We start from the raw sequence: 21,882 nt of genomic DNA on the forward strand, positions 1-21,882 counted from the left end.
GCAAGTATTAGTACCAGGTTTTAAGAGTAGCTAAAAGGAGGGGTACCCTCATGACACAGAATGGGTCCACCCAGCAAACGTTAAGACATGTAGAGCTCGGACTAACTGATGACCAAGCCATTGATATGTATGTCAAAATGCTAACCGCACGCCGCTTCGACGAACGGAATCTGCTTCTTCAACGGGCCGGCAAAATTAACTTCCACGTCTCGGGAATCGGCCAGGAGGCCGCCCAAGTCGCAGCTGCTTTCGCGCTTGACCGGGAGCAGGATTATTTCCTGCCGTATTACCGCGATTATGCCTTCGTGCTGTCCGTCGGGATGACGGTCCGCGAGCTGATGCTATCGGTATTCGCTAAGGCGGAGGACCCGAACAGCGGCGGCCGTCAGATGCCAGGCCACTTCGGCTCCAAGCGACTGCGTATCGTGACCGGATCGAGTCCGGTGACGACGCAAGTTCCGCATGCCGTCGGCATCGCGCTGGCAGCTAAGATGAAGAACAAGCCATTCGTCTCTTTCGTCACGTTCGGGGAAGGATCGAGCAATCAAGGCGACTTCCATGAAGGCTGTAACTTCGCAGGGGTACATAAGCTCCCGGTTATATTCATGTGCGAGAACAATCGTTACGCGATTTCGACGCCGCTGCACAAGTCCATCTCGGGTAATGTCTACGAACGTGCCATTGGCTACGGCTTCCCGGGCGTCCGAGTGGACGGCAATGACGTGCTCGAGGTGTACCGCGTCATGAAGGAAGCTCGTGCGCGTGCCGTTGCCGGCGAAGGACCGACGCTGATCGAGGCGATGATGTATCGCGTGTCGCCGCATTCGACATCGGATAACGATCTTGCGTATCGGACGAAGGAAGAGGTCGACGAGCATCGCGCGAAGGATGGCATGATTGCATACAAGCAGTATTTGACCGAAGCCGGTCTCTGGAATGACGAGAAGGATGCCGAACTCGAGAAGACGATTCGTGCGGTTATCGACGATGCAACGGAATACGGAGATAAGGCGCCGTTCCCTCCGGCTGACGACATTCTGCGCCATGTTTATGCAGGCGATGATCGTGAAGGAGGCAACTGACGATGGCGATAATGGAATATATTGATGCCATTCGATTGGCGATGAAAGAAGAGATGGAGCGGGACGAGGACGTATTCGTTCTTGGCGAGGACGTTGGGGTTAAGGGCGGCGTGTTCACGACGACCAAAGGCCTTCAGCAGCAATTCGGCGAGATGCGCGTGCTCGATACGCCGCTCGCGGAGTCGGTGATCGCGGGCGCCGCGATTGGTGCGGCGATGTATGGGATGAAGCCGATCGCTGAGATGCAGTATTCGGACTTCATGTTCCCGGCCACGAACCAGATCATCAGCGAAGCGGCCAAGATTCGTTACCGTTCCAATAACGACTGGTCCTGTCCGCTCGTTATCCGTGCACCGATCGGTGGCGGCATCTTCGGCGGATTGTACCACTCGCAGTGTCCGGAATCGGTGTTCTTCGGGACACCGGGACTTAAGATCGTCGCGCCGTTCACCGCTTACGATGCCAAGGGGCTGCTCAAAGCCGCGGTGCGCGATCCGGATCCAGTGCTTTATTTCGAGAATAAGAAGTGCTATAAGCTGGTTACCGGCGACGTGCCGGAGACTGACTACGTGGTGCCGATCGGTAAGGCGAATGTGCTGCGCGAAGGCGACGATATTACGGTAATCAGCTACAGCCTGCCACTGCATTTTGCGCTGGAAGCCGCGGAAGAACTGGCCCAAGAAGGCATCTCCGCCCATATTCTCGACTTGCGTACGCTGCAGCCGCTCGACAAGGAAGGTATTCTTGAAGCAGCCCGCAAGACAGGTAAAGTTCTCATCATTCATGAAGATAATAAGTTCGGCGGCATTGGCGGCGAAGTCTCCGCGATTCTGGCCGAAGAGATGCTCTATGAGCTGGATGCGCCGATTATGCGGCTGTGCGGTCCGGATGTGCCGGCGATGCCGATCAATCCGCCGGGCGAGAAATTTTTTATGCTGAATAAAGAGAAGGTCAAGGAAGCAATGCGGCACTTGGCGCTCTACTAATTAACGGTATGGGATGCAACTACCTGCTATTGAAGCAGGCGAGGCAGTCCATTAGTGCTTAAGGCAAGTGCAGGGCAGATTATTGTCCTGCACTATTGCACGTAGTATTGATGATTGACTTGAGCAGTCGCTAGGCTGGTCATCATTCATCAGAGAATCCATTTTACGTTCAGGATGTAGAATGTTCGGGAGTTGATACGATGAAGACGATTACGGAAGTCGTCATGCCGCAGCTGGCCGAATCGCTGGTCTCGGCGACGATTGATAAATGGTTGAAGGCCCCTGGCGATCAGATCGATATGTATGAGCCGATCGCGGAGCTCATTACCGATAAAGTGACGGCTGAGCTGCCTTCGACATTGAAGGGAACGTTGGTCAAGATATTGGCAGGGGCAGGAGAGACGGTAGCGGTAGGCGCGCCGATCTGCCTTATTGAAGTGGAGGATAGCTCGGCAGGCGGCCAAGGTCCGAGCACGGAGTTCCATGCAGGTCAACCTTCGGCCCAGCCGCAAAGTCAGGTTGCCTCATCCGGCGATCAGTCGATGCGTCACCGCTATTCGCCGGCCGTGCAGCAGCTAGCGGCCGAGCACAACATCACGCTGTCGCTTGTACCAGGTACAGGGCTTGGCGGACGGATTACGCGCAAGGACGTGCTGGCCTATATCGCGGCAGGGGGCAAGAACGAACAGGCTGCACCGGCAGTTGCCAAGGCGCAGGTACAGCCTAGCCCGGTACAACCGCTTAATATGGATCCGCAAGTAGCCGTCCGTACGACGGGCCTTCACTTGTCGGAGACGCCGCGGATACCGCAAGTTGAAGTGGAAGGCCAAGCGATCCCTGGCCGCGGCGAGACGTTCATTGACGTTACTCCGATCCGGAATACCATTGCGCAGAAGATGCGCCAGAGCGTTACCGAGATTCCGCACGGCTGGATGATGATCGAGGTTGACGTCACGAACTTGGTTGTACTGCGCAACAAGCTCAAAGACGAGTTCATGAAGCGTGAAGGCGTCAATTTGACATATCTGGCCTTCTTCATTAAAGCGGTCGTGAACGCCATCAAGGAATACCCGATTATCAATTCCGTCTGGGCGGTCGACAAAATTATCGTGAAACGGGATATTAACATCTCGCTGTCCGTCGGTACCGAGGACTCGGTCATTACGCCCGTCATCAAGAACGCCGACCAGAAAAATATTGCCGGCCTCGCCCGCGAGATCGACGTATTGGCGAAGAAAACGCGCGACGGCAAGCTGAAGCTCGATGACGTGCAGGGCGGTACCTTTACCGTCAATAATACCGGTTCCTTCGGTTCCATTCTGACGCAGCCGATCATTAACTATCCGCAAGCCGCCATTATTACTTTCGAATCGATCGTGAAACGTCCGGTCGTCATCAACGACATGTTGGCCGTCCGCTCCATGGCGAATGTCTGTCTGTCGCTCGATCATCGCATTCTGGACGGCGTCATTTGCGGCCGGTTCCTGCAGCGCGTGAAGGATACGCTGGAGAATTTCGATGCCGAGACGAAATTGTATTGAAACGAGGCGATCAGCCCATGACGACAAATAACGCCTTGAAGCTCGATGTTAGCTATACGCCGATGATCGGCTATGCGGAGGCATGGGAGCTTCAGAAATCCATAGTAAAAGAAATCGATACGCAGGAGCGGCATGAATCGCTGCTCCTGCTGCAGCATCCGCCTACGTATACGATCGGATCCCAGCGTCACCCGGAGCATTTGCTTTACTCCAAGGAGCAGCTGCAAGAGCTGGGCATCGAACTATTCGAGATTGACCGGGGCGGGGATATTACGTATCATGGACCTGGACAGCTGGTCGGTTACCCGCTTATTTATTTGGATGCGGTAGGGCTTGATTTGCATGGCTTCTTGCGGCAGCTGGAGCAGGTGATTATCGATTGGTTGGCGGATTACGGCATCGTCGGCGGAAGAAAACCGGAGTATACCGGCGTATGGGTCGGCGATGCGAAGATTGCTGCTATCGGCGTCAAATTCAATAAGTGCCGCACCCGCCGCGGCTTCGTCACGAGCCACGGCTTTGCCTTGAATCTTAAGGCGGGCATCGGCAATGAAGGATTTAAGGGGATCATTCCGTGTGGCATATCCGAATATCAAGTGACATCGTTTGAAGATTTGACCGGCAAACCGATGACTGTCGAGCAAGCGGCCAGCGAGATCATCCCGCATTTCTGCCGTCTATTCGGATTTACGCCCTCTGGTTCAGTTGCGTTATTCGAACATCCAGCCGATGCTGAATAACAAAGTGGACAGCAGGATCGAGACGATCAGAAACCAGACGAAGATTTTGACGAAACGGTTGGGACGCATTGTTACGGGCTCCTTTCAGCAAACCTAGACTTGTACATATGTATTGTAAACGATTGAGACGGATGGAGGAAAGCCAATGGTACAACAAGACCGTTTGGTAGAGCATTTTATCTCGCTGGTCCGCGTGGACAGCGAAACGAAGAATGAGCGCGAGATTTGCGATGTATTGACTGCGCAGTTCGAGGCGCTTGGGCTTTCCGTTGAAGAAGACGACGCAGCGGCTAAGACGGGGCACGGCGCAGGCAACTTGATCGTGAAGCTTCCGGCGAATGGCGCCGAAGATGCGGTAACGATCTTCTTCACGTCCCATATGGACACCGTTACGCCAGGGCAAGGCATTAAGCCGCAGATCGATGCAGACGGCTACATCCGCAGCGATGGCACGACGATCCTGGGCAGCGACGATAAGGCGGGCCTTGCGGCGATCTTCGAAGCTATCCGCGTATTGAAGGAACAAAATATCGCGCACGGACCGATTCAGTTCATCATCACGGTCGGCGAAGAGTCCGGTCTTGTAGGCGCGCGGGCGTTCGATGGTTCCAAGCTGGAGGCGAAGTTCGGTTACGCGCTCGATTCCAACGGCGAGATCGGATCCATTGCGGTAGCGGCGCCTACCCAAGCGAAGATCCAGATCGAGCTGTTCGGCAAATCCGCGCATGCCGGGGTTAATCCGGAAGCGGGGATCAGCGCGATTCAGGTCGCGGCGAAGGCGATCTCCCGCATGCCGCTTGGTCGTATTGACCACGAGACGACGGCGAACATCGGCAAGTTCGAAGGCGGCGGCGCAACGAATATCGTATGCGATTACGTGAAGCTCGACGCGGAAGCCCGCAGTATCGTCCAGCACAAAGTCGATGCGCAGGTTGAAGCGATGAAGCAGGCGGTAGAGGCGGTAGCGGCGGAGTACGGCGCGCGAGCCAATTTCGAGAGCACGATTATCTATCCGGCTTACAGCTACGCGGATGGCGATCCGGTCGTGGAGCTGGCGAAGACGGCGATTTCGAATATCGGCGGAACGCCGCGCCTGTTCCATTCGGGCGGCGGCAGCGACGCGAATATTTTCAACGGGTTCGGCGTCCCGACGGTCAACCTCGCAGTCGGATATGAAGAGATTCATACGACGAAGGAGCGGATCAAGGTGGAGGATCTCGTGAAGACGACGGAGCTTGTCTTGGAGATCATGAAGCTGGCGGCCGCTCAGAAGGCTTAAGCCAAGGGCAGGTCAAGCTGATCCTTACAAACAGACGGACAAAAAAAGCCGGACGTGCGTTGCGCGTCCGGCTTTTGCTTATGCTATATATGAGAGGTTGTGCAAGTGCGACCACACTAGCGGGAATTCAATTCGCCCCGCTGTTCAAGGTATTCGCCTAGCGTCCGGTTCTGGATCATTAACTGCTTCAGCTGGTAACGAATCTCCCAGGCTTTGCCGACAAGCGTAAGTTGATTGGAGACGGAAAACTGTTTCATGGGCATTCCCTCCTTAAGGGTTATTAATCGTTTCCTGTCCGTTAGAAGCAGGTTTATTTGGTATAATGATGCATATGTGGAATAAGGACGGGTTATGCCTGTCCATGGTCAATCGCGTTCAAGGGATGTCGTAAGACTTGCAATTCAGCATGGACCGAACGTTGCTTGAAGCTGTGCCATAATAGGAGATGTAGAGAGGAAGGATTTAGCATGTTGAAGAAAACCGATGAATTCCGGGAACTGACCGTAAGCACGAAACCGATTTTTGAAGGGAAGATTATCTCGCTTCAGGTAGATACCGTGAAGCTGCCTGACGGGGGAACGGCTACGCGGGAGATCGTCAGACATCCAGGGGCAGCGGCCGTGCTCGCTTTGATCGACGATAAAATGCTGGTCGTGGAGCAATATCGGAAACCGATGGAGAAGTTCCAGATCGAAATTCCTGCGGGCAAGCTCGATGCAGGCGAAGATCCAAGGGTGGCTGCTGCGCGGGAGCTCGAGGAAGAGACCGGCTACAGTGCAGGCAAGCTGCGCCCGTTAAGCGCGTTCTACACCTCGCCTGGCTTCGCGGATGAGAAGCTGTACGTGTATATCGCCGAAGAGTTGGTGCAGGGCGAGAGCAGACCGGACGCGGACGAATACTTGAACGTGAGCGCCATTACGTTCGAGGAGGCGCAGCAGTTCATCAAGGAAGAGCGGATCAGCGATGCCAAGACGATTCTAGCGGTGTACGCTTGGCAGATTTACCGTCTGACCGGAGAGATCTAATCATGATCCCGGCATCGGCACCTGAACTTAAACGTGTATTCGCAGACCTACATATTCATATTGGCAGCACGGAGCGGAATGAAGCGGTCAAGATCAGCGCTAGCCGGGATCTGACCTTTGCCCGGATCGCCCATGAAGCGGCGGAGCGCAAAGGAATCGGGCTCTTGGGCATCATCGACTGCCATTCGCCAGGCGTGCAGCGCGATATTGCCGAATTGCTCGATAACGGCCAGATGGAAGAGGCGGCAGGGGGCGGAATTCGCTACCGGAATACGACGATTCTTCTTGGTTCGGAGATTGAGGTGAAAGAGCCAGGGAGAGGCGCTGCGCATTATTTGGCGTTTATGCCTGATTTTGAGCGGATGCGGGATTTCACGGGATGGATGTCCAAGCATATGCGCAATGTGCAGCTTAGCTCGCAGCGCATCTATGTGAGCGGCCATGTGCTTCAGCAGGAGGTAAAGGCAAGGGGAGGTCTGTTCATTCCGGCACACGTCTTCACCCCCCACAAAAGCCTCTTCGGCAGCTGCTCGGATCATCTGGCCGACACGCTCGACCCCGAGATGGTGGACGCTGTGGAGCTTGGCCTGAGCGCGGACAGCGAGATGGCCGGCTTGCTGCCTGACCTGGATAACCTGCCGTTCCTGACGAATTCCGATGCGCATTCGCTCTCGAAGATCGGCCGTGAATACAATAAGCTTCAGCTTGCGGAGCCTTCCTTCACCGAATTCGTGCTCGCCCTGCAAGGCAAGGAGGGACGTTCGATTGCCGCCAACTACGGGCTGAATCCGAGGCTGGGCAAATATCATCGCACCTACTGCTTGAATTGCGGGGAGCTCGCGGCGGATCTGACGATCGAGCGCTGCAAGGAGTGCGGCAGTCCGAAGCTTGTCCGCGGCGTCATGGACCGGATCGAGCATCTGGCCAAGATTAACGGGCGGACAGTGCCTTACATGCCGGAGGGAAGGCCCCCTTACATCAATCAAGTGCCGCTCGAATTCGTGCCCGGCATCGGCAAGGTAGCGCTGAACAAGCTTCTGTCCGCATTCGGCACCGAGATGAACGTACTGCACGACGCTTCGCTTGAAGCGTTGACCGAAATTGTAGGCGAGTCGTCCGCAGCCATGATCGCTGCGGCGCGAATCGGCGGCTTGACGCTCGAGACAGGCGGCGGAGGCCGGTACGGGAAGGTGCTCAAATAGCGGCTGTTCCTTAACATCTTGCGACATACTGAAGCAGGCTTGGTCATATAATGCAAGACAAGCCTTGAGGAGGTCGTCTAAGATGGGAACTTCATTACGCGGGTCGCTGCTGCGCGACCAGTTGACGTTATATGTATTCGTCTCGGTGTTATTCGTCGTCGGTGTGGTGTTCGGTTCGCTGCTCGTGAGCGCGCTGACGCTCGATCAACAGCAGAACCTGGCGAAGGATGTGGAGCAGTTCGTGCTCCGCATTCAGGACGGGAGCAGCGTAGAGGGCAGCGGGGCTTTCTGGGAACGGGTATTGTTCCATGCCAAATGGCTTATGCTCATCTGGGTGCTCGGCATTACCGTTATCGGAGTCCCTCTCGTGCTCGCGCTCGATTTCTTGAAGGGCGTCCTGGTCGGCTTCGCGATCGGCACGCTAGTCAGCCAGCATGATTGGAAAGGGCTGCTCTTCGCGCTTACGTCGGTCGCGCCGCCGAACTTGATTGTGGTGCCTGCTATCCTGATTGCCAGCGTATCTGCCCTGTCGTTCGCGTTATCGATCGTCAAAGGCAGATTGCTGGGTAAGGCGGGGCCGCTCGCAGAACCGTTCATAAGCCATACATCGACGCTTGTGCTCATGGTCATGATAACTGGACTCGCAGCGCTTCTTGAAGCGTTCGTTACGCCGGAGCTGCTGCGGTGGGCAGCGCCGCTTCTGACTGATGCAAGTTCAGGTTTGTAATCATTCTAAAAAAAATTGACTTTCCTCGTAATGCACGCCTATAATGAAAGCAAATGTTCCGGCGATGGGTACTAGCCATGCGAGGGGGGAAACCATGGAATCCCGGATTGATAAGATCAAACAGCAGCTGCAATCGCAAGGGTACAAGCTTACTCCTCAGCGTGAAGCAACTGTACGCGTCCTGCTCGAGAATGAGGAAGATCACTTGAGCGCCGAGGACGTCTTTATGCTTGTTAAGGATAAAGCGCCTGAGATCGGACTGGCGACAGTCTATCGGACGCTTGAATTGTTAAGCGAATTACACGTCGTAGAGAAGATGAACTTCGGTGACGGCGTTGCCCGATATGATTTAAGGACGGACAACAACAAGCATCACCATCATCATTTGATTTGCGTCCAATGCGGTACAATGACTGAAATTTTGGAAGACTGGCTTGGACCGCTGGAAGAGCGGCTCGAGAAGGAATATGGCTTTCAAGTCATCGATCACCGCCTCGACTTTCAAGGCGTGTGCAGACGATGCCGTCATAAGAACGAGCAACAGCAGTCCGAACAAAAGTAACTCCCTCGTGCAGCGTAAGTCCGATGTGACCTACTGCCGCACGCAAGGGAGTTTTTCATTTTGCGCTGGTTTTCCGGGATTTCCGAGCGCGGGCCGATACGATAGAGGTGCCGGTAACTGTCGCCGCTCGCTTGAGCTGGATCAGGCCGCTGCCTTGCGAGCGAGCGCTGAATCCAACCAGGTGTCGGGCAGACTTCTTGAGCCGGCTTGCTACCTCTGCGGGGGTTAGATGCGCGAATCGGCTGCGCAGCAGGGCGGCTCCTCCGGTGACGTGCGGCGAAGCCATGCTGGTGCCGCTGAGCAGCTTAAAACCGCCGCCTATCCACGTGGACCGGATGTTCGTACCAGGGGCTGCCACATCCACACCGCTGCCGCGGCTGCTGTAAGAAGCGATTTTGTACGTACGTGTCGAGGCAGCTACGGCGATCGTCTCGGGATATCGCGCTGGCGCATCGAGTGCCGCGTTGTTCGGCCCGCTGTTCCCGGCAGAGGCGACTAGTACGATCCCGCTTCGGTAGGCAAGTTTGATCGCAGCATGCAAGATGGTGCTGTTGGCCTGCAGGCCGAAGCTCATGTTGATGACTTTGATTTTATGGCGGATACACCAATGAATCCCTTCTACAATGTCCGATATATAACCAGTTCCGTTGCTATCGAGCACTTTCACCGCATACAACGACACATTCGGCGCCACGCCTAACTGCTGCCCGTTGGTTCCCAGGCCCGCTACCGTACCGGCGATATGCGTGCCGTGGCCATTATTGTCGCGATAGCTGCCGCCGGTTATCGTATTCACGCCTCCGGCTACACGAAGATCCGGGTGAGGACCGATACCGGTATCGAGAATGGCCACACGTACGCCCGATCCGCGCGTTATCGGCCATAGGCTAGGGGCTTGCACCTGGCATACATCCCAAGGCGCGTTGGCGGGGCAAGCGGCATTGATGGCGGCTTGTCTCTGACCGCGCTTGTTCGAATTCGGCACATGGCGAGCGGCAGGAACTCCCGGATGCGCGCTGACCGTACGATCCCGCTCGATGGCATGGACGTCCGGGTGGGCTAGGAGCGCACGGAACCGCTTCATATGCGCCGTATTCAGATGGAAAGCGATCAGCTTGTGATGAGCGACCGATTTGGCGGGCTGGATGCCGGCCTTCTTTAATTCCTGCAGGCAGCGATCATAGATACCGGCATTGCGGAACATGATGAGGTGCCGCGAGGCGCGGCATGCCGTACCGCCTGTTGCGCATTTCCGCAGCAGCCTTTCTATTGAGGGCACGAATGTCTTTCCTCCTTCGTTGTACGACCGTCTTTCCGACCGTTTGGCTGTTAAGCGGCCGGCAATCCGGTTTATTCATTGTATGAGCGATGTAATAGGGCGACTTGTGCTTGCGTGTACCAGGTACATAAATTTGGCTGGCCAAGGAGATTGTAACGAAAAGGATAGAACCTTTCGTTCCAGTTTGCATAGGTAGGTAAAATAAGCCTCATACTTGGAGCGCTTTTAGGAGGACGAGACGAATGATAATCGGCGTGCCAAAAGAAATTAAGGCGAACGAATACCGTGTCGCGCTGACGCCTGCAGGTGCAAGCATGCTGCGCGCGGCCGGACACGAAGTCATCGTACAGGCTGGAGCGGGCGAGGGCAGCGGGTTTCCCGATGATTACTATGAATCGGAAGGGGCCGCGATTCTAGCAACGGCGGAAGAGGTTTGGGCAAGGGCGGACATGATTATGAAGGTGAAAGAGCCGCTTCCGGCGGAGTTCGCCTATTTTAAGGAAGGGCTGTTGCTCTTCACTTATTTGCATCTGGCCGCGGCGCCTGAACTGACTCGTGCGCTTGCGGAGAAGAAGGTCACCGGGGTTGCTTACGAGACGATTCAGCTGCCAGGCGGAAGTCTGCCGCTGTTGACGCCGATGAGCGAAGTTGCGGGACGGATGGCCGTTCAGGTAGGCGCGCACTACTTGGAGGCTTATTTTGGCGGAAGGGGTATTCTGTTAGGCGGCGTTCCCGGCGTGCCTCCCGCTGAAGTCATCGTGCTCGGCGGCGGGATCGTCGGTCTGAATGCGGCGAGAATAGCGCTCGGCATGGGCGCAAGCGTCACCATTCTGGAGCGGAGCGCGGATCGGATGCGTTATATCGACGAAGTGTTCAGCGGACGGATTAGCACGCTGATGTCCAATCCCTACAACATCGCCAATGCGGTCAAGAAAGCGGATCTGCTTATCGGCGCCGTGCTCATTCCGGGGGCCAAAGCGCCGCATCTGGTGACCGAAGAGATGGTGCAGACGATGAAGAAAGGGGCCGTTATCGTCGATGTGGCAGTCGATCAAGGCGGTACGATCGCTACGATCGATCGCGTGACGACGCATAGCGACCCGGTCTACGAGAAACACGGCGTCATCCATTATGCAGTTGCGAATATGCCGGGCGCCGTGCCGCGGACGTCGACGTTTGCGCTAACGAACGTTACGCTGCCTTATGCCTTGGAGCTCGCGGGCAAAGGGTTCGAGCAAGCGGTGAAGCTTAGCGAGCCGCTTAGCAAAGGGGTTAACACGTACAAAGGGCATGTGACGTACGCGAAAGTAGCGGAAGCCGTCGATCTGCCCTTTACGCCGCTTTCGCAGCTGCTGTAACCGCCGCATCTGGCATTGCCGTCTCGTGTTATACACGAACGAGCCTGACATGATTCCTGCATCCGCCTCATAGATTGTGAAAAGGACAACCGCCCGCTAGATGCCATGGCGGCTGTTCTTTTCATGAGAGAGGGGCGTATGAAGGATGGTATTGTCCGCGCGAAAATGGTTCCGAAGAGCGGCCTTTACGTTGATTCTTGTATTGTGCACGACGATCATGTATAATGGCTGCCGCATCCTGGGTGATTGGATCACACCGGAGAATCCCTACCGCGTTCCGCAAGGGGCAGCGCTCAAAGTATTCGGCAACGAACAAGCCATTGAGGCGAATAGCACGTTCTCGGAACGGCTGCGTCTTTTTTATTGGTACGGAGAATGAGGTCCCGTTGGCGTCAGTAAGCGATTACCTTTCATTTGCGCTTCGTCTTGGTCTGCTGCTTTTCTTCGTGCGGCAGGAGAAAAGCAGGCTGCTGTGGAATACATGGTACGTGAAGCAGCGATGAAAAGTCAGATTGCTGGCAGTACGGCACAGGATAGCGTGACAGCGGTAATGTGCAAGTCGAAGCGGCGCTGTACTTTTCGGAAAGGAACGTTACATGAAAGCGCATTTGCAAAAGTTTATGGCCTATTTGACGTCTCAGCGCGGCTTATCCCGTAATACGCTTGATTCGTATGAGCGGGATTTGGCTGCCTTTATCGAATACGCGGAAGATGCGGGCCTGCGCACTTTGGATGAAGTGCAGAAGCACCATCTTTCTCTCTATATCCAGCAGTTAAGAGATCAGGGACGCAAGACGGCCACGATTTCGCGGCATATGGTCTCGATTCGTTCGTTCTTTCAATACCTGACCGAAGAGAGGCAGCTCATCTACGATCCATCCGTCCATCTGACTACGCCGAAGCAAGAGAAACGGACGCCGCATATTATGTCGGTCGACGACATTGAATTGCTGTTGGCCGCACCGAACGCGTCGATGCCCGCAGGTCTGAGGGATAAAGCGATGCTGGAGGTTCTCTATGCGACGGGCATTCGGGTGAGCGAGCTGATCTCCTTGTCGATGGACGATCTCAACATCTCGCTGGGCTTCATCCGCTGCGTAAGCTCCGGCGTGAAGGAACGGATCATCCCGCTTGGGAAGCTGGCCTGCGACGCGCTGTCGGTCTATCTGGCGCATGGCCGTCCGCATCTGATGAAGGCGGAGCAGCAAGACCCGGCTTTGTTCCTCAATCAGCAAGGGACAGGGATGACGCGGCAAGGCTTCTGGAAAATTATTAAGAAATACGCCAAGGAAGCGGGTATCGCGGGCGAGATTACGCCGCATACGCTGCGCCATTCTTTTGCCGCCCATCTGCTGGAGAACGGTGCGGACTTGCGTTCCGTGCAAGAGATGCTCGGCCATGCGGATATTTCGACCACTCAGATTTATATTCAGATGGCAAAGCCGCGCATTAAGGATGTATACAATCAGGCACACCCAAGAGCGAAGGCCAAGTGAGACGGCCTTTCGCCATGTAAGGACAAGCCTTAGGAGCGATGAACATGACATTCAAACGAATTACGGTAATCGTGCTGGACAGCGTCGGAATCGGCGAGCTTCCCGACAGCGCTGCATTCGGCGATGAGGGCTCCCATACGATCGGCCATATTCTGGAGCGTATGCCCGAGCTTGCTTTGCCGCATATGCGCAGCTGGGGGTTAGACCGGATCGCGCCGCTTGGCGATTGGAAGACGGAATCGCCCCCAAGAGCGTATTATGGCAAAATGGCCGAGGTATCGGTCGGAAAAGATACTATGACCGGACATTGGGAGCTGGCGGGGCTTAAAGTGACCGTCCCGTTCCGCACGTTCGAGCGAGGCTTCCCGGAAGAATTGCTGGCCGAGTTCGAAGCCAGGACCGGACGCGGCGTGCTCGGCAACAAAGCGGCAAGCGGCACCGAAATCTTGGACGAGCTGGGCGAGGAGCAGATGAAGACGGGCAAATGGATCGTCTACACCTCCGCGGACAGCGTATTCCAGATTGCAGCGCATGAGGGGATCATTCCTCTGGAGGAGTTATATGCGGCTTGCAAAATCGCCCGCGAATTAACGCTGGACGACCGCTATGCGGTAGGACGCGTTATCGCCAGACCCTACGTCGGCGAGCCAGGCGCCTTCAAGCGGACGCCTAACCGGCATGACTATGCGGTGGATCCGCCGGAGCCAACCGTACTCAATGCGCTGCAGGATGGCGGTCTGGACGTTATTTCCGTCGGCAAGATCAACGATATCTTCAGCGGCCACGGTATTACGGAATCGTTGCCGACCAAGAGTAATGCTGACGGCATCCAGAAGACGATCGACTCGCTCGGCAAGCCGTTCAACGGATTGTTGTTCACGAATTTGGTGGACTTCGATTCCTTGTATGGCCACCGCAGAGATCCGATCGGTTATGGCAAAGCGCTCGAGGAATTCGACCAGGCGATTCCGGCGCTGGAGAGCAAGCTAAACGAAGAGGATCTGCTCATCATCACGGCGGATCATGGCAATGACCCGATCCATCCAGGGACAGACCATACGCGCGAATACGTGCCGCTGCTCGTCTACAGCCCGAAGCTGACCAATCCTGGTTCGCTTGGGATCCGGGCTACGTTCGCGGATGTCGCCGCAACCATCGCCGATAACTTCGGAGTGAAGAAGCCGGCGAACGGCACTTCTTTCCTGAACGAACTTCATTAGTACATATATTAACAAGCTGCAGCCAAGGCGCGGAATACTAGTTCCGAAGACATCCTTGTTCTGCAGTGAGGAGGAGCTTGTTTATGAATACATTAACAAATGCGCAAATTCAAGAGGCGGCAGCTTACATTCAATCCCTTACCGCCATTCGTCCTGAGGTAGGCCTGATTATGGGTTCTGGTCTCGGCGTGCTGGGCGACCATATTACCGATGCGGTCGTTATCCCATACCACGATATTCCGCACTTCCCGATCTCCACGGTAGAAGGACATGCCGGCGAACTATTGATCGGCTATCTGTCCGATCGCCCGGTCGTCCTGATGCGCGGACGTTTCCATATGTACGAAGGCTATGGCCCGGAGCTGACGGCGTTCCCGGTTCGCGTCATGAAAGCCATCGGCGCCAGCAAACTCGTCGTGACGAACGCAGCCGGCGGCATTAATACCAACTTCCAGGCTGGCGATCTGATGATCATCAGCGACCAGATCAACCTGACGGGACGTAACCCGCTCATCGGACCGAACGATAACGAGCTCGGCGTTCGTTTCCCGGATATGTCGGAGGCCTACAGCCGCAGATTGCGCGCGCTTGCCCATGACACAGCCAAAGCACAAGGTTTCACCCTGCAAGAAGGTGTATATTTAAGCGTTCTAGGACCTTCGTATGAGACGCCTGCAGAAATCCGGATGATGCGCACGTTAGGGGCAGATGCCGTCGGCATGTCGACGGTTGCCGAAGTCATTGCCGCTCGTCATGCAGGTCTGGAAGTCCTTGGGATTTCCTGTATCAGTAACATGGCCTCGGGTATATTGGATCAGCCGTTATCCCATGATGAAGTCATGGAAACGACAGAGCGCGTCAAATCCAGATTCCTCGGGCTGGTTAAGGGCGTAGTTCCTTCGCTCTAGATTAATTACGTAACAAAAATGTAACATTTGTCTCGACCGATTGTGACATTCTTTGTCCATTTCTTCGTCGTATAATGTCCTTGTAATTATTATAAAGAAGGATGAAGTGGGGATAGTTATGGACCAAGACACATATAGACTCGAGACACTTCGGGGTGAATTGGTGGCAGTGGCAAATCGACAGCAGGATTTACTGCATCACGACGTGCTGCTGCTTAGCCAGTCGCTTGATCTGTTAATCGTCAAAGCGCAAACTAAGAAGCGCAAGTTGCTTGAGGAAGCCAAGGCAACACGCGGTTAACGGCGGACGAACAAGGATTTTTTAAGGAGGCTTCTTAGATGCGCGCAGTAGACTTAATTCATAAGAAACGTAACGGGGGAGAGCTGGATTCGGCCGAACTCTCGTATATCATAGAAGGCTATTGCAATGGTGACGTTCCCGACTACCAGATGTCAGCTTTTGCGATGGCTGTTTTTTTTCGTGGCATGACCGCTCGGGAAACGGCAGAAATGACGCTCGCAATGGCGCGTTCCGGCGATCAGATCGATTTGTCCCCGATCAGCGGCGTCAAAGCGGACAAGCATAGCACAGGCGGCGTAGGCGACAAAACAACGCTGATCATCGGACCGCTAGTCGCATCCTGCGGTGTACCTGTCGCTAAGATGTCTGGTCGCGGACTCGGTCATACGGGCGGCACGATCGACAAGCTAGAGTCGATCGCCGGCTTCCAGACGGAACTGACGCGTGAACAATTCTTCGCGCAAGTGAATGAGATTGGCCTTGCGGTAATTGGCCAGACAGGCAATATTACGCCTGCCGACAAGAAGCTCTACGCGCTGCGCGACGTGACGGCAACGGTGGAGTCGATCCCATTGATCGCAAGCTCTGTAATGAGCAAGAAGATCGCTGCAGGTGCGGATGCGATCGTGCTTGACGTTAAGACCGGCAGTGGCGCATTCATGAAGTCGGTCGACGACGCAGAGGCGCTGGCGAAGGCGATGGTCGAGATCGGCACCGAAGTCGGTCGCCAGACATCGGCGCTCATCAGCGATATGGATCAGCCGTTAGGTTATGCAATCGGCAATGCATTGGAAGTTCGCGAGGCGCTCGATACGCTGCGCGGCCATGGTCCTGCCGATCTGACGGATCTGTGTATCGCGCTTAGCTCGCATATGGTGCTGCACGGCGGACAAGCGGGCAGCCTCGAGGAAGCGGAAGTATTGCTGCGTGACCGATTGGCATCGGGTGCAGCGCTTGCCAAATTCCGCGAGTTCGTCGCCGCTCAAGGCGGCGACCCGAATGTTGTCGATAAGCCGGAACTGATGCCGCAGGCTGCAGCCGTGATCGATGTGCTCGCACCCGCGGACGGCTTCGTCCAGAAGATCGATGCGGAAGAGCTCGGTCTCGCCGCGATGTTGCTTGGCGCAGGCCGCGCGACGAAAGAAGCGGCGATCGACCATGCCGTCGGCGTCGTGCTGAAGCGCAAAGTCGGCGAACGCGTCCAAGCCGGCGAACCAATCGCCGTCCTTCATGTCAAGCAAGACGAGCAAGCCGCAACGGAAGTCGCGCAGCGCGTACAGCAGGCATACACAATCGGCGCAGAAGCACCAGTAGTATCGCCGCTCCTACTCTCGGTCGTGACAGCGGAAGGCGTCAAGCGCTACGTGTAATTCAATCCTTAATACTCACAGCCACTCAGGATTTCCTGAGTGGCTTTTTTGCGCTTTGCGCAAGAAAAATACGGTAAGCGTGTCCACAAAGTGGACGTCAAGCGAGGTATTGCTGATTAGGTGCATCAAGCGCCCAAGTACCAGGTCTACACCCCAAGGCAACGCAGCCGCGAACGAAGCTCGAACCATAGCTTTGTCCATAAGAGCAGAATGGGGTTATGTAACCCATTCTGCTCGGACAATAGCGAGCTCCGCTCGAAAGGACAGATCGAAGACGGCCGCGTATTGAGTTACGCCGATTCCGGGTATCCAAAGGGCCGGGGCCCTTGGAATCCCCTCGGCGGAGGGGACTTAGGGGAGGCGGTAATTAAAGGAAGGGGCTAGGGGTAGGGGAAGCGGGAGATGGTGTCCTGAAGTGAAAGGAAAAGGTCTAATGTTTGAAAAAAGGAGCCAGAGGGCAACGCCCTCGGAGTCCCACAGGGAATTAGGGGAATCCTTGGAATAAATTAACGCACATCGGTCCACACTAAGAATGAGATTTTAGCAAAGCTGCGGCTTATCCCGCATGATCATGCGAGCTTAGAGCCAGACATTCAGGAGGGGACCGATTGGAATGAAAAGCATTAGACAAAGACTGTTCATCGCGCTCAGTGCGGTCATGCTGCTGACGATGATGCCAGCTGCGGTATTCGCCGAGGAGCAAGCGCCGGCCAAGCCGGAGGCGGTGACACAGGCAAGCCTTGCGCCATCTTCACGTTCGGCCATTTTGATGGATGCCGACAGCGGCACCATTATTTTCGAGAAGAACAGCCACGATCGTCTTCCGCCGGCGAGCATTACGAAGGTCATGACCATGCTGCTCATCATGGAAGCGCTCGATGAAGGCGTCATCAAGCTGACGGACAAAGTGCCGACAAGCGAATATGCGGCTTCGATGGGCGGTTCGCAGATCTTCCTGGAGCCGGGCGAAGAGATGTCGGTCGACGAGATGCTCAAAGGCATTGCCCTTGCATCCGGGAACGACGCCTCGGTAGCGATGGCGGAGAAGTTGGCCGGGACGGAAGCCGAATTCGTCAATATGATGAACAAGCGCGCGGAGGAGCTGGGGCTGAAGAATACCCACTTCGCGAACTGCAACGGTCTGCCGGTAGCCAACCACTATACATCGGCGCATGATATCGCGGTCATGTCGAGGGAATTGCTGAAACATCCGGAAATTACGAAATATACAGGCCTCTATCAGGACCATCTGCGCAAGGACAGCGAGAAACCGTTCTGGTTGGTCAACACGAACAAGCTGGTCCGTTTCTATAACGGGGCTGACGGTCTGAAGACGGGCTTCACGACGGAAGCGAAATTCTGTCTGACGGCGACTGCCCGCCGCGACGGCCTGCGTGTCGTCGCAGTCGTTATGGGCGAGCCGAATACCAAGACGCGCAATGCCGAAGTCTCGCAAATGCTCGATTATTCCTTCGCGCAGTACATGAACCATTCCATCTTCAAGAAGGGCGATGTAATGGGTACCGTGAAGGTCGAGAAGGGCGACCTGCCTGAACTGAAGCTGACAGCGAAGCATAACTACAGCGTGCTGCTCAAAAAAGGAAGTTCCGTGAAGGACATCCGTTACGAGCTGCAAATGCCGAAGCTGAAAGCGCCGATCAAGATCAACGAGCCGATCGGCAAGCTCATCGTCTACCAAGGCGATCAAGTGTTGACCGAGTTCGATGTCGACGCTCCGGCCACGATCGAACGTGCCGGTTGGTGGAAATTGTTCAAGCGCGCTTGCGGAAGTTTGTTCTAATTTACCGACGCGGACAAGCGGAATTTGTCACCTCGTAGCGCTATGCTTCTAGTTTTGTCGTGAGGAAGGAAACGCCAATCCGTACGTAGAAATGCTAGTTCAAGCCCAAAGCGCTTAAGCTCTTCGCCCTGTTCGAAGAGGGAAGCGACGCAACTAGGCCGATGCTTCTTTGAGAAATGATTGTGAGGAGTGAACAGGCAATGAGTTTGCAGGTTGAACTAGAGCACTACCGTGATGTACTGATTGTCAGGCTGCACGGCGAACTCGACCATCATACGGCCGATGTTGTCCGGTTCAAGATGGAAGAAGCCATTCTGAGGGGCGGCAGCGCTCACGTCATTCTAAGCCTGAAGGATCTGGCTTTCATGGACAGCTCCGGACTTGGTGTCATTCTTGGACGGTACAAGCAGCTGAAGGCGAAGGACGGGAAGATGATCGTCTGCGATGTGAATCCGGGCGTCTACCGGCTGTTCGAGCTTTCGGGCTTGTTCAAAATTTTGCCGATTTTCGAGAATGAGCGCTCGGCGCTAACCAGTCTGGAGGTGGTCTCATGAGTGGAACGAACGAAATGAGGCTCTCCTTCTCCGCTCGCTCCGAGAACGAAGGCTTCGCACGGATTGCGGTGGCCGCATTCGTCTCCCAGCTTGACCCGACGATGGAGGAGCTTAACGATCTGAAGACAGTCGTGTCCGAGGCCGTTACGAACGCGATCATTCACGGCTACGACAGCAATCCGAATGGAATGGTGTCGATCGAAGCGACCATTGCCGGGGATACCGTCTCGCTTGCGATCAAGGATGAGGGCAACGGCATTGAGGATCTGGATCTGGCGCGTCAGCCGCTCTTTACGTCCAAGCCGGAGCTCGAGCGTTCCGGAATGGGATTTACGATTATGGAAAATTTTATGGATGGCTTCGAAGTGATCAGCGAACCAGGCAAAGGTACATCAATTGCAATGACGAAGCGCATCGAATCGAAAAAAGCGCTGTTCAATTAAGCGCGTAGGGGTTGGACCTCATGGAAGTCGATTTGAAACAATCAGCGCAGCCTTACTTGGACGATTCAGAAGTAAAACGGCTCATTGCGCTTAGTCAATCCGGCGACACAATTGCACGCGATACGCTCGTGCATTGCAACATTCGCCTCGTCTGGTCGGTCGTTCAGCGGTTTATCGGTCGCGGCTATGAGCCGGAGGATTTGTTCCAGATCGGATGCATCGGCCTGCTCAAGTCCGTCGACAAGTTCGACCTCTCGTATGAGGTGAAATTCTCGACGTACGCGGTTCCGATGATCATCGGCGAAATCCAACGGTTCCTGCGTGACGATGGAACGCTTAAGGTCAGCCGTTCGCTCAAAGAAACGGCGAACAAAGTACGCAAAACGAAGGACGAGCTGTCCAAGGTGCTCGGACGCTTGCCTACGATTAAGGAAGTCGCCGAGAAGCTTGGCATTAGTCCCGAGGATGTCGTGTTCGCGCAAGAGGCCAACAAGCCTCCGACCTCGATTCACGAGACCGTCTTCGAGAACGATGGCGATCCGATCACGCTGATGGATCAGATTGCCGACGATACGCAGGAGCGATGGTTCGACAAGCTCGCGCTATCCGAAGCGATCGGCGGGCTGACCGAAAGGGAGCGCCTCATCGTTTTCTTGCGCTACTATCGGGATCAGACGCAGTCCGAGGTGGCCTCAAGGCTCGGCATTTCCCAAGTTCAGGTATCCAGACTCGAGAAAAAAATATTGCAGTCGATCAAAGACCAAATCGCCCAATAACGGCGATTTGGTCTTTTTGCATGAGATTGGAGTATGGAGGCGGCAGATTCCTCATACTAGCTAAGAAGCAACAGGTGAATGTCTTGGTAACGGAGGGATGTGCGTTGACAACAAAAGCGCCGCCGATCCTATATTTGCGTTTGCGCCGGAGGATTGGCATCAAACCAGGCGATGTCGTCACGCTGGGCATGGCGGCAAGGCTGTTTGCTGCGGATCCGAAGCTGGAGCAGCGGCTGCAATCGCTCGTGCTGCACCGGCATAGCGAGAAAGATGGCAATCGAGTCGTCATTGACCTGCTCCAGATTGTCAAAGCCATTCAGGATGAAGAGCCGCTTACGGAAGTGGAGCCATTCGGCGATCCGCAGGTACTTGTCACCGTCGCCGACAAGGTGCCGAAGCCGAACCGTTTCCTGCTGGTCGTGGCGTGGCTGCTCCTTTTCTTCGGCTCCGGGCTTGCGATTATGAACTTCCATACCGACGTCAGCATGAAGGAGGTTCATGAGCGGATTACGGAACTAGTCACAGGTACGAAGACGGAGCACCCGCTGTGGCTACAGATTCCCTACTCCCTCGGAATCGGGATCGGAATGGTGTTGTTCTTCAATCACTTGTTCCGTAAACGATTCAACGAAGAGCCCAATCCGCTTGAGGTTGAGCTGTATTTGTACGAGGAGAACGTGAACAGTTACGTCATCGCCGACGAGATGCGAAGGAAGAACGAGCATGGAGCGGTACAATCGATTGAGCCTACCGGGGAAATTGAGGAGGACAAGGGGGGGAGCGGATGAGCCATCTGGCGGCAAACCTATTCGTGGCCGTGCTAGGACTGGCAGGCGGACTGGCTGTCGGAAGCGGCCTTGTCTCGCTCCTTATCGTGCTTGATCTCATTCCTCGTCTCGCCCAGCTCGCCGGCGCATACCGCCAATCATTGGTATTCGAGACGGCCGTGCTGGCTGGGGCCATGTATTGGTCGCTTACGGACATGCTCGACGTCAAGCTGATGCTGCCGTGGAAGATCGTGCTCATGCCCATAGGGCTCTTGACCGGCATTTTCGTCGGTATGCTGGCCGCCGCGTTGACCGAGGTGATGAACGTGCTGCCGATTCTGGCCAAGCGTCTCCATCTCCATGATTATATGGTTGCGCTTGTGATGGCCATGGTGCTCGGCAAGATTATCGGCTCGTTGTTTGATTGGCTTGTGTTTCAGTGGATGGTCTGATTAAACCTACTTA

24 protein-coding genes are annotated in these 21,882 nt (G+C 55.3%); 22 read left to right on the forward strand and 2 right to left on the reverse strand.

Features of this window, described 5'->3' with window-relative positions:
- Positions 1-50 precede the first annotated feature (50 nt).
- From FHS18_RS06135 to FHS18_RS06155, 5 genes are all read left to right on the forward strand, one after another.
- On the forward strand, positions 51-1,082 hold the full coding sequence (locus FHS18_RS06135; protein WP_183598047.1) for a thiamine pyrophosphate-dependent dehydrogenase E1 component subunit alpha: 1,032 nt from the start codon (positions 51-53) through the stop codon (positions 1,080-1,082).
- 2 nt (positions 1,083-1,084) lie between these two features.
- Positions 1,085-2,068, forward strand: coding sequence for an alpha-ketoacid dehydrogenase subunit beta (locus FHS18_RS06140; RefSeq protein ID WP_183598049.1), 984 nt, complete (start codon positions 1,085-1,087; stop codon positions 2,066-2,068).
- A 200-nt stretch (positions 2,069-2,268) separates the two neighbouring features.
- Complete coding sequence (locus FHS18_RS06145) at positions 2,269-3,609, forward strand: dihydrolipoamide acetyltransferase family protein (RefSeq protein ID WP_183598051.1); 1,341 nt, start codon at positions 2,269-2,271, stop codon at positions 3,607-3,609.
- A gap of 17 nt (positions 3,610-3,626) precedes the next feature.
- A complete protein-coding gene (lipB, locus tag FHS18_RS06150; RefSeq protein WP_183598053.1) occupies positions 3,627-4,349 on the forward strand; it encodes a lipoyl(octanoyl) transferase LipB in 723 nt (240 codons plus the stop codon).
- Between the two features lie 145 nt (positions 4,350-4,494).
- Positions 4,495-5,628 carry a M20/M25/M40 family metallo-hydrolase gene (locus FHS18_RS06155; protein WP_183598055.1) on the forward strand — a complete coding sequence of 378 codons (1,134 nt, stop codon included), beginning with the start codon at positions 4,495-4,497 and terminating at the stop codon, positions 5,626-5,628.
- Between the two features lie 116 nt (positions 5,629-5,744).
- Here the strand turns inward: FHS18_RS06155 and mciZ are convergent, their stop codons facing one another.
- Positions 5,745-5,885: a Z-ring formation inhibitor MciZ gene (gene mciZ / locus FHS18_RS06160; RefSeq protein ID WP_183598057.1), complete on the reverse strand. Its 141-nt coding sequence runs from the start codon at positions 5,883-5,885 to the stop codon at positions 5,745-5,747.
- Between the two features lie 210 nt (positions 5,886-6,095).
- Here mciZ and FHS18_RS06165 point away from each other — a divergent pair, with 210 nt between their 5' ends.
- The 4 genes from FHS18_RS06165 to fur all read left to right on the forward strand — a co-directional run bounded on the left by FHS18_RS06165 (position 6,096) and on the right by fur (position 9,144).
- Positions 6,096-6,653, forward strand: coding sequence for an NUDIX hydrolase (locus FHS18_RS06165; RefSeq protein WP_183598059.1), 558 nt, complete (start codon positions 6,096-6,098; stop codon positions 6,651-6,653).
- A gap of 2 nt (positions 6,654-6,655) precedes the next feature.
- The gene (locus tag FHS18_RS06170) at positions 6,656-7,855 is read left to right on the forward strand and encodes an endonuclease Q family protein (RefSeq protein ID WP_183598061.1); all 1,200 of its coding nucleotides are present in this window, start codon (positions 6,656-6,658) and stop codon (positions 7,853-7,855) included.
- 82 nt (positions 7,856-7,937) lie between these two features.
- Positions 7,938-8,582: a stage II sporulation protein M gene (gene spoIIM / locus FHS18_RS06175; protein WP_183598063.1), complete on the forward strand. Its 645-nt coding sequence runs from the start codon at positions 7,938-7,940 to the stop codon at positions 8,580-8,582.
- 94 nt (positions 8,583-8,676) lie between these two features.
- A complete protein-coding gene (fur, locus tag FHS18_RS06180; RefSeq protein WP_183598065.1) occupies positions 8,677-9,144 on the forward strand; it encodes a ferric iron uptake transcriptional regulator in 468 nt (155 codons plus the stop codon).
- A gap of 55 nt (positions 9,145-9,199) precedes the next feature.
- Here fur and FHS18_RS06185 read toward each other — a convergent pair whose 3' ends face one another.
- On the reverse strand, positions 9,200-10,423 hold the full coding sequence (locus tag FHS18_RS06185; RefSeq protein ID WP_183598068.1) for a S8 family serine peptidase: 1,224 nt from the start codon (positions 10,421-10,423) through the stop codon (positions 9,200-9,202).
- Between the two features lie 242 nt (positions 10,424-10,665).
- On the opposite strand from FHS18_RS06185, the gene ald reads away from it, so the two are divergent.
- The 13 genes from ald (at position 10,666) to FHS18_RS06250 (ending at position 21,869) form a co-directional block, all read left to right on the forward strand.
- On the forward strand, positions 10,666-11,781 hold the full coding sequence (gene ald, locus FHS18_RS06190; RefSeq protein ID WP_183598070.1) for an alanine dehydrogenase: 1,116 nt from the start codon (positions 10,666-10,668) through the stop codon (positions 11,779-11,781).
- Between the two features lie 145 nt (positions 11,782-11,926).
- Entirely contained in the window at positions 11,927-12,160 is a 234-nt protein-coding gene (locus FHS18_RS06195; protein WP_183598071.1) for a DUF4227 family protein, read from the forward strand.
- A 217-nt stretch (positions 12,161-12,377) separates the two neighbouring features.
- Positions 12,378-13,277 carry a site-specific tyrosine recombinase XerD gene (gene xerD / locus FHS18_RS06200; RefSeq protein WP_183598073.1) on the forward strand — a complete coding sequence of 300 codons (900 nt, stop codon included), beginning with the start codon at positions 12,378-12,380 and terminating at the stop codon, positions 13,275-13,277.
- A 44-nt stretch (positions 13,278-13,321) separates the two neighbouring features.
- Positions 13,322-14,497, forward strand: coding sequence for a phosphopentomutase (locus FHS18_RS06205; protein ID WP_183598075.1), 1,176 nt, complete (start codon positions 13,322-13,324; stop codon positions 14,495-14,497).
- 83 nt (positions 14,498-14,580) lie between these two features.
- Complete coding sequence (locus FHS18_RS06210; protein WP_183598077.1) at positions 14,581-15,405, forward strand: purine-nucleoside phosphorylase; 825 nt, start codon at positions 14,581-14,583, stop codon at positions 15,403-15,405.
- A gap of 118 nt (positions 15,406-15,523) precedes the next feature.
- Positions 15,524-15,706, forward strand: coding sequence for a Spo0E family sporulation regulatory protein-aspartic acid phosphatase (locus FHS18_RS06215; RefSeq protein WP_246427481.1), 183 nt, complete (start codon positions 15,524-15,526; stop codon positions 15,704-15,706).
- 38 nt (positions 15,707-15,744) lie between these two features.
- Positions 15,745-17,076 carry a pyrimidine-nucleoside phosphorylase gene (locus FHS18_RS06220; RefSeq protein WP_183598081.1) on the forward strand — a complete coding sequence of 444 codons (1,332 nt, stop codon included), beginning with the start codon at positions 15,745-15,747 and terminating at the stop codon, positions 17,074-17,076.
- Between the two features lie 670 nt (positions 17,077-17,746).
- Entirely contained in the window at positions 17,747-18,877 is a 1,131-nt protein-coding gene (locus FHS18_RS06225; protein WP_409348539.1) for a D-alanyl-D-alanine carboxypeptidase family protein, read from the forward strand.
- 200 nt (positions 18,878-19,077) lie between these two features.
- Positions 19,078-19,431 carry an anti-sigma F factor antagonist gene (gene spoIIAA, locus FHS18_RS06230; RefSeq protein WP_183598085.1) on the forward strand — a complete coding sequence of 118 codons (354 nt, stop codon included), beginning with the start codon at positions 19,078-19,080 and terminating at the stop codon, positions 19,429-19,431.
- Positions 19,428-19,874 carry an anti-sigma F factor gene (gene spoIIAB, locus FHS18_RS06235; RefSeq protein ID WP_183598087.1) on the forward strand — a complete coding sequence of 149 codons (447 nt, stop codon included), beginning with the start codon at positions 19,428-19,430 and terminating at the stop codon, positions 19,872-19,874. Before spoIIAA ends, spoIIAB begins: the two co-directional genes overlap by 4 nt.
- 20 nt (positions 19,875-19,894) lie before the next feature.
- A complete protein-coding gene (gene sigF / locus FHS18_RS06240; RefSeq protein WP_183598089.1) occupies positions 19,895-20,650 on the forward strand; it encodes an RNA polymerase sporulation sigma factor SigF in 756 nt (251 codons plus the stop codon).
- Positions 20,651-20,754: 104 nt separating this feature from the next.
- Entirely contained in the window at positions 20,755-21,438 is a 684-nt protein-coding gene (locus FHS18_RS06245; RefSeq protein ID WP_246427482.1) for a stage V sporulation protein AA, read from the forward strand.
- On the forward strand, positions 21,435-21,869 hold the full coding sequence (locus tag FHS18_RS06250) for a stage V sporulation protein AB (RefSeq protein ID WP_183598093.1): 435 nt from the start codon (positions 21,435-21,437) through the stop codon (positions 21,867-21,869). Before FHS18_RS06245 ends, FHS18_RS06250 begins: the two co-directional genes overlap by 4 nt.
- Positions 21,870-21,882: the final 13 nt, after the last annotated feature.

The sequence above is a fragment of the Paenibacillus phyllosphaerae genome, from assembly GCF_014192105.1.
GTDB lineage: Bacteria > Bacillota > Bacilli > Paenibacillales > Paenibacillaceae > Paenibacillus_Z > Paenibacillus_Z phyllosphaerae.

Coding starts and splice junctions, on each gene's coding strand:
- FHS18_RS06140 (WP_183598049.1), top strand. CDS start 1,085: ATGGCGATAATGGAATATATTGATGCCATTCGATTGGCGATGAAAGAA.
- FHS18_RS06250 (WP_183598093.1), top strand. CDS start 21,435: ATGAGCCATCTGGCGGCAAACCTATTCGTGGCCGTGCTAGGACTGGCA.
- ald (WP_183598070.1), top strand. CDS start 10,666: ATGATAATCGGCGTGCCAAAAGAAATTAAGGCGAACGAATACCGTGTC.
- lipB (WP_183598053.1), top strand. CDS start 3,627: ATGACGACAAATAACGCCTTGAAGCTCGATGTTAGCTATACGCCGATG.
- FHS18_RS06165 (WP_183598059.1), top strand. CDS start 6,096: ATGTTGAAGAAAACCGATGAATTCCGGGAACTGACCGTAAGCACGAAA.
- FHS18_RS06195 (WP_183598071.1), top strand. CDS start 11,927: ATGGTATTGTCCGCGCGAAAATGGTTCCGAAGAGCGGCCTTTACGTTG.
- FHS18_RS06170 (WP_183598061.1), top strand. CDS start 6,656: ATGATCCCGGCATCGGCACCTGAACTTAAACGTGTATTCGCAGACCTA.
- mciZ (WP_183598057.1), bottom strand. CDS start 5,885: ATGAAACAGTTTTCCGTCTCCAATCAACTTACGCTTGTCGGCAAAGCC.
- FHS18_RS06205 (WP_183598075.1), top strand. CDS start 13,322: ATGACATTCAAACGAATTACGGTAATCGTGCTGGACAGCGTCGGAATC.
- spoIIM (WP_183598063.1), top strand. CDS start 7,938: ATGGGAACTTCATTACGCGGGTCGCTGCTGCGCGACCAGTTGACGTTA.
- fur (WP_183598065.1), top strand. CDS start 8,677: ATGGAATCCCGGATTGATAAGATCAAACAGCAGCTGCAATCGCAAGGG.
- sigF (WP_183598089.1), top strand. CDS start 19,895: ATGGAAGTCGATTTGAAACAATCAGCGCAGCCTTACTTGGACGATTCA.
- FHS18_RS06215 (WP_246427481.1), top strand. CDS start 15,524: ATGGACCAAGACACATATAGACTCGAGACACTTCGGGGTGAATTGGTG.
- spoIIAB (WP_183598087.1), top strand. CDS start 19,428: ATGAGTGGAACGAACGAAATGAGGCTCTCCTTCTCCGCTCGCTCCGAG.
- FHS18_RS06155 (WP_183598055.1), top strand. CDS start 4,495: ATGGTACAACAAGACCGTTTGGTAGAGCATTTTATCTCGCTGGTCCGC.
- spoIIAA (WP_183598085.1), top strand. CDS start 19,078: ATGAGTTTGCAGGTTGAACTAGAGCACTACCGTGATGTACTGATTGTC.
- FHS18_RS06220 (WP_183598081.1), top strand. CDS start 15,745: ATGCGCGCAGTAGACTTAATTCATAAGAAACGTAACGGGGGAGAGCTG.
- FHS18_RS06225 (WP_409348539.1), top strand. CDS start 17,747: ATGATGCCAGCTGCGGTATTCGCCGAGGAGCAAGCGCCGGCCAAGCCG.
- FHS18_RS06210 (WP_183598077.1), top strand. CDS start 14,581: ATGAATACATTAACAAATGCGCAAATTCAAGAGGCGGCAGCTTACATT.
- xerD (WP_183598073.1), top strand. CDS start 12,378: ATGAAAGCGCATTTGCAAAAGTTTATGGCCTATTTGACGTCTCAGCGC.
- FHS18_RS06145 (WP_183598051.1), top strand. CDS start 2,269: ATGAAGACGATTACGGAAGTCGTCATGCCGCAGCTGGCCGAATCGCTG.
- FHS18_RS06135 (WP_183598047.1), top strand. CDS start 51: ATGACACAGAATGGGTCCACCCAGCAAACGTTAAGACATGTAGAGCTC.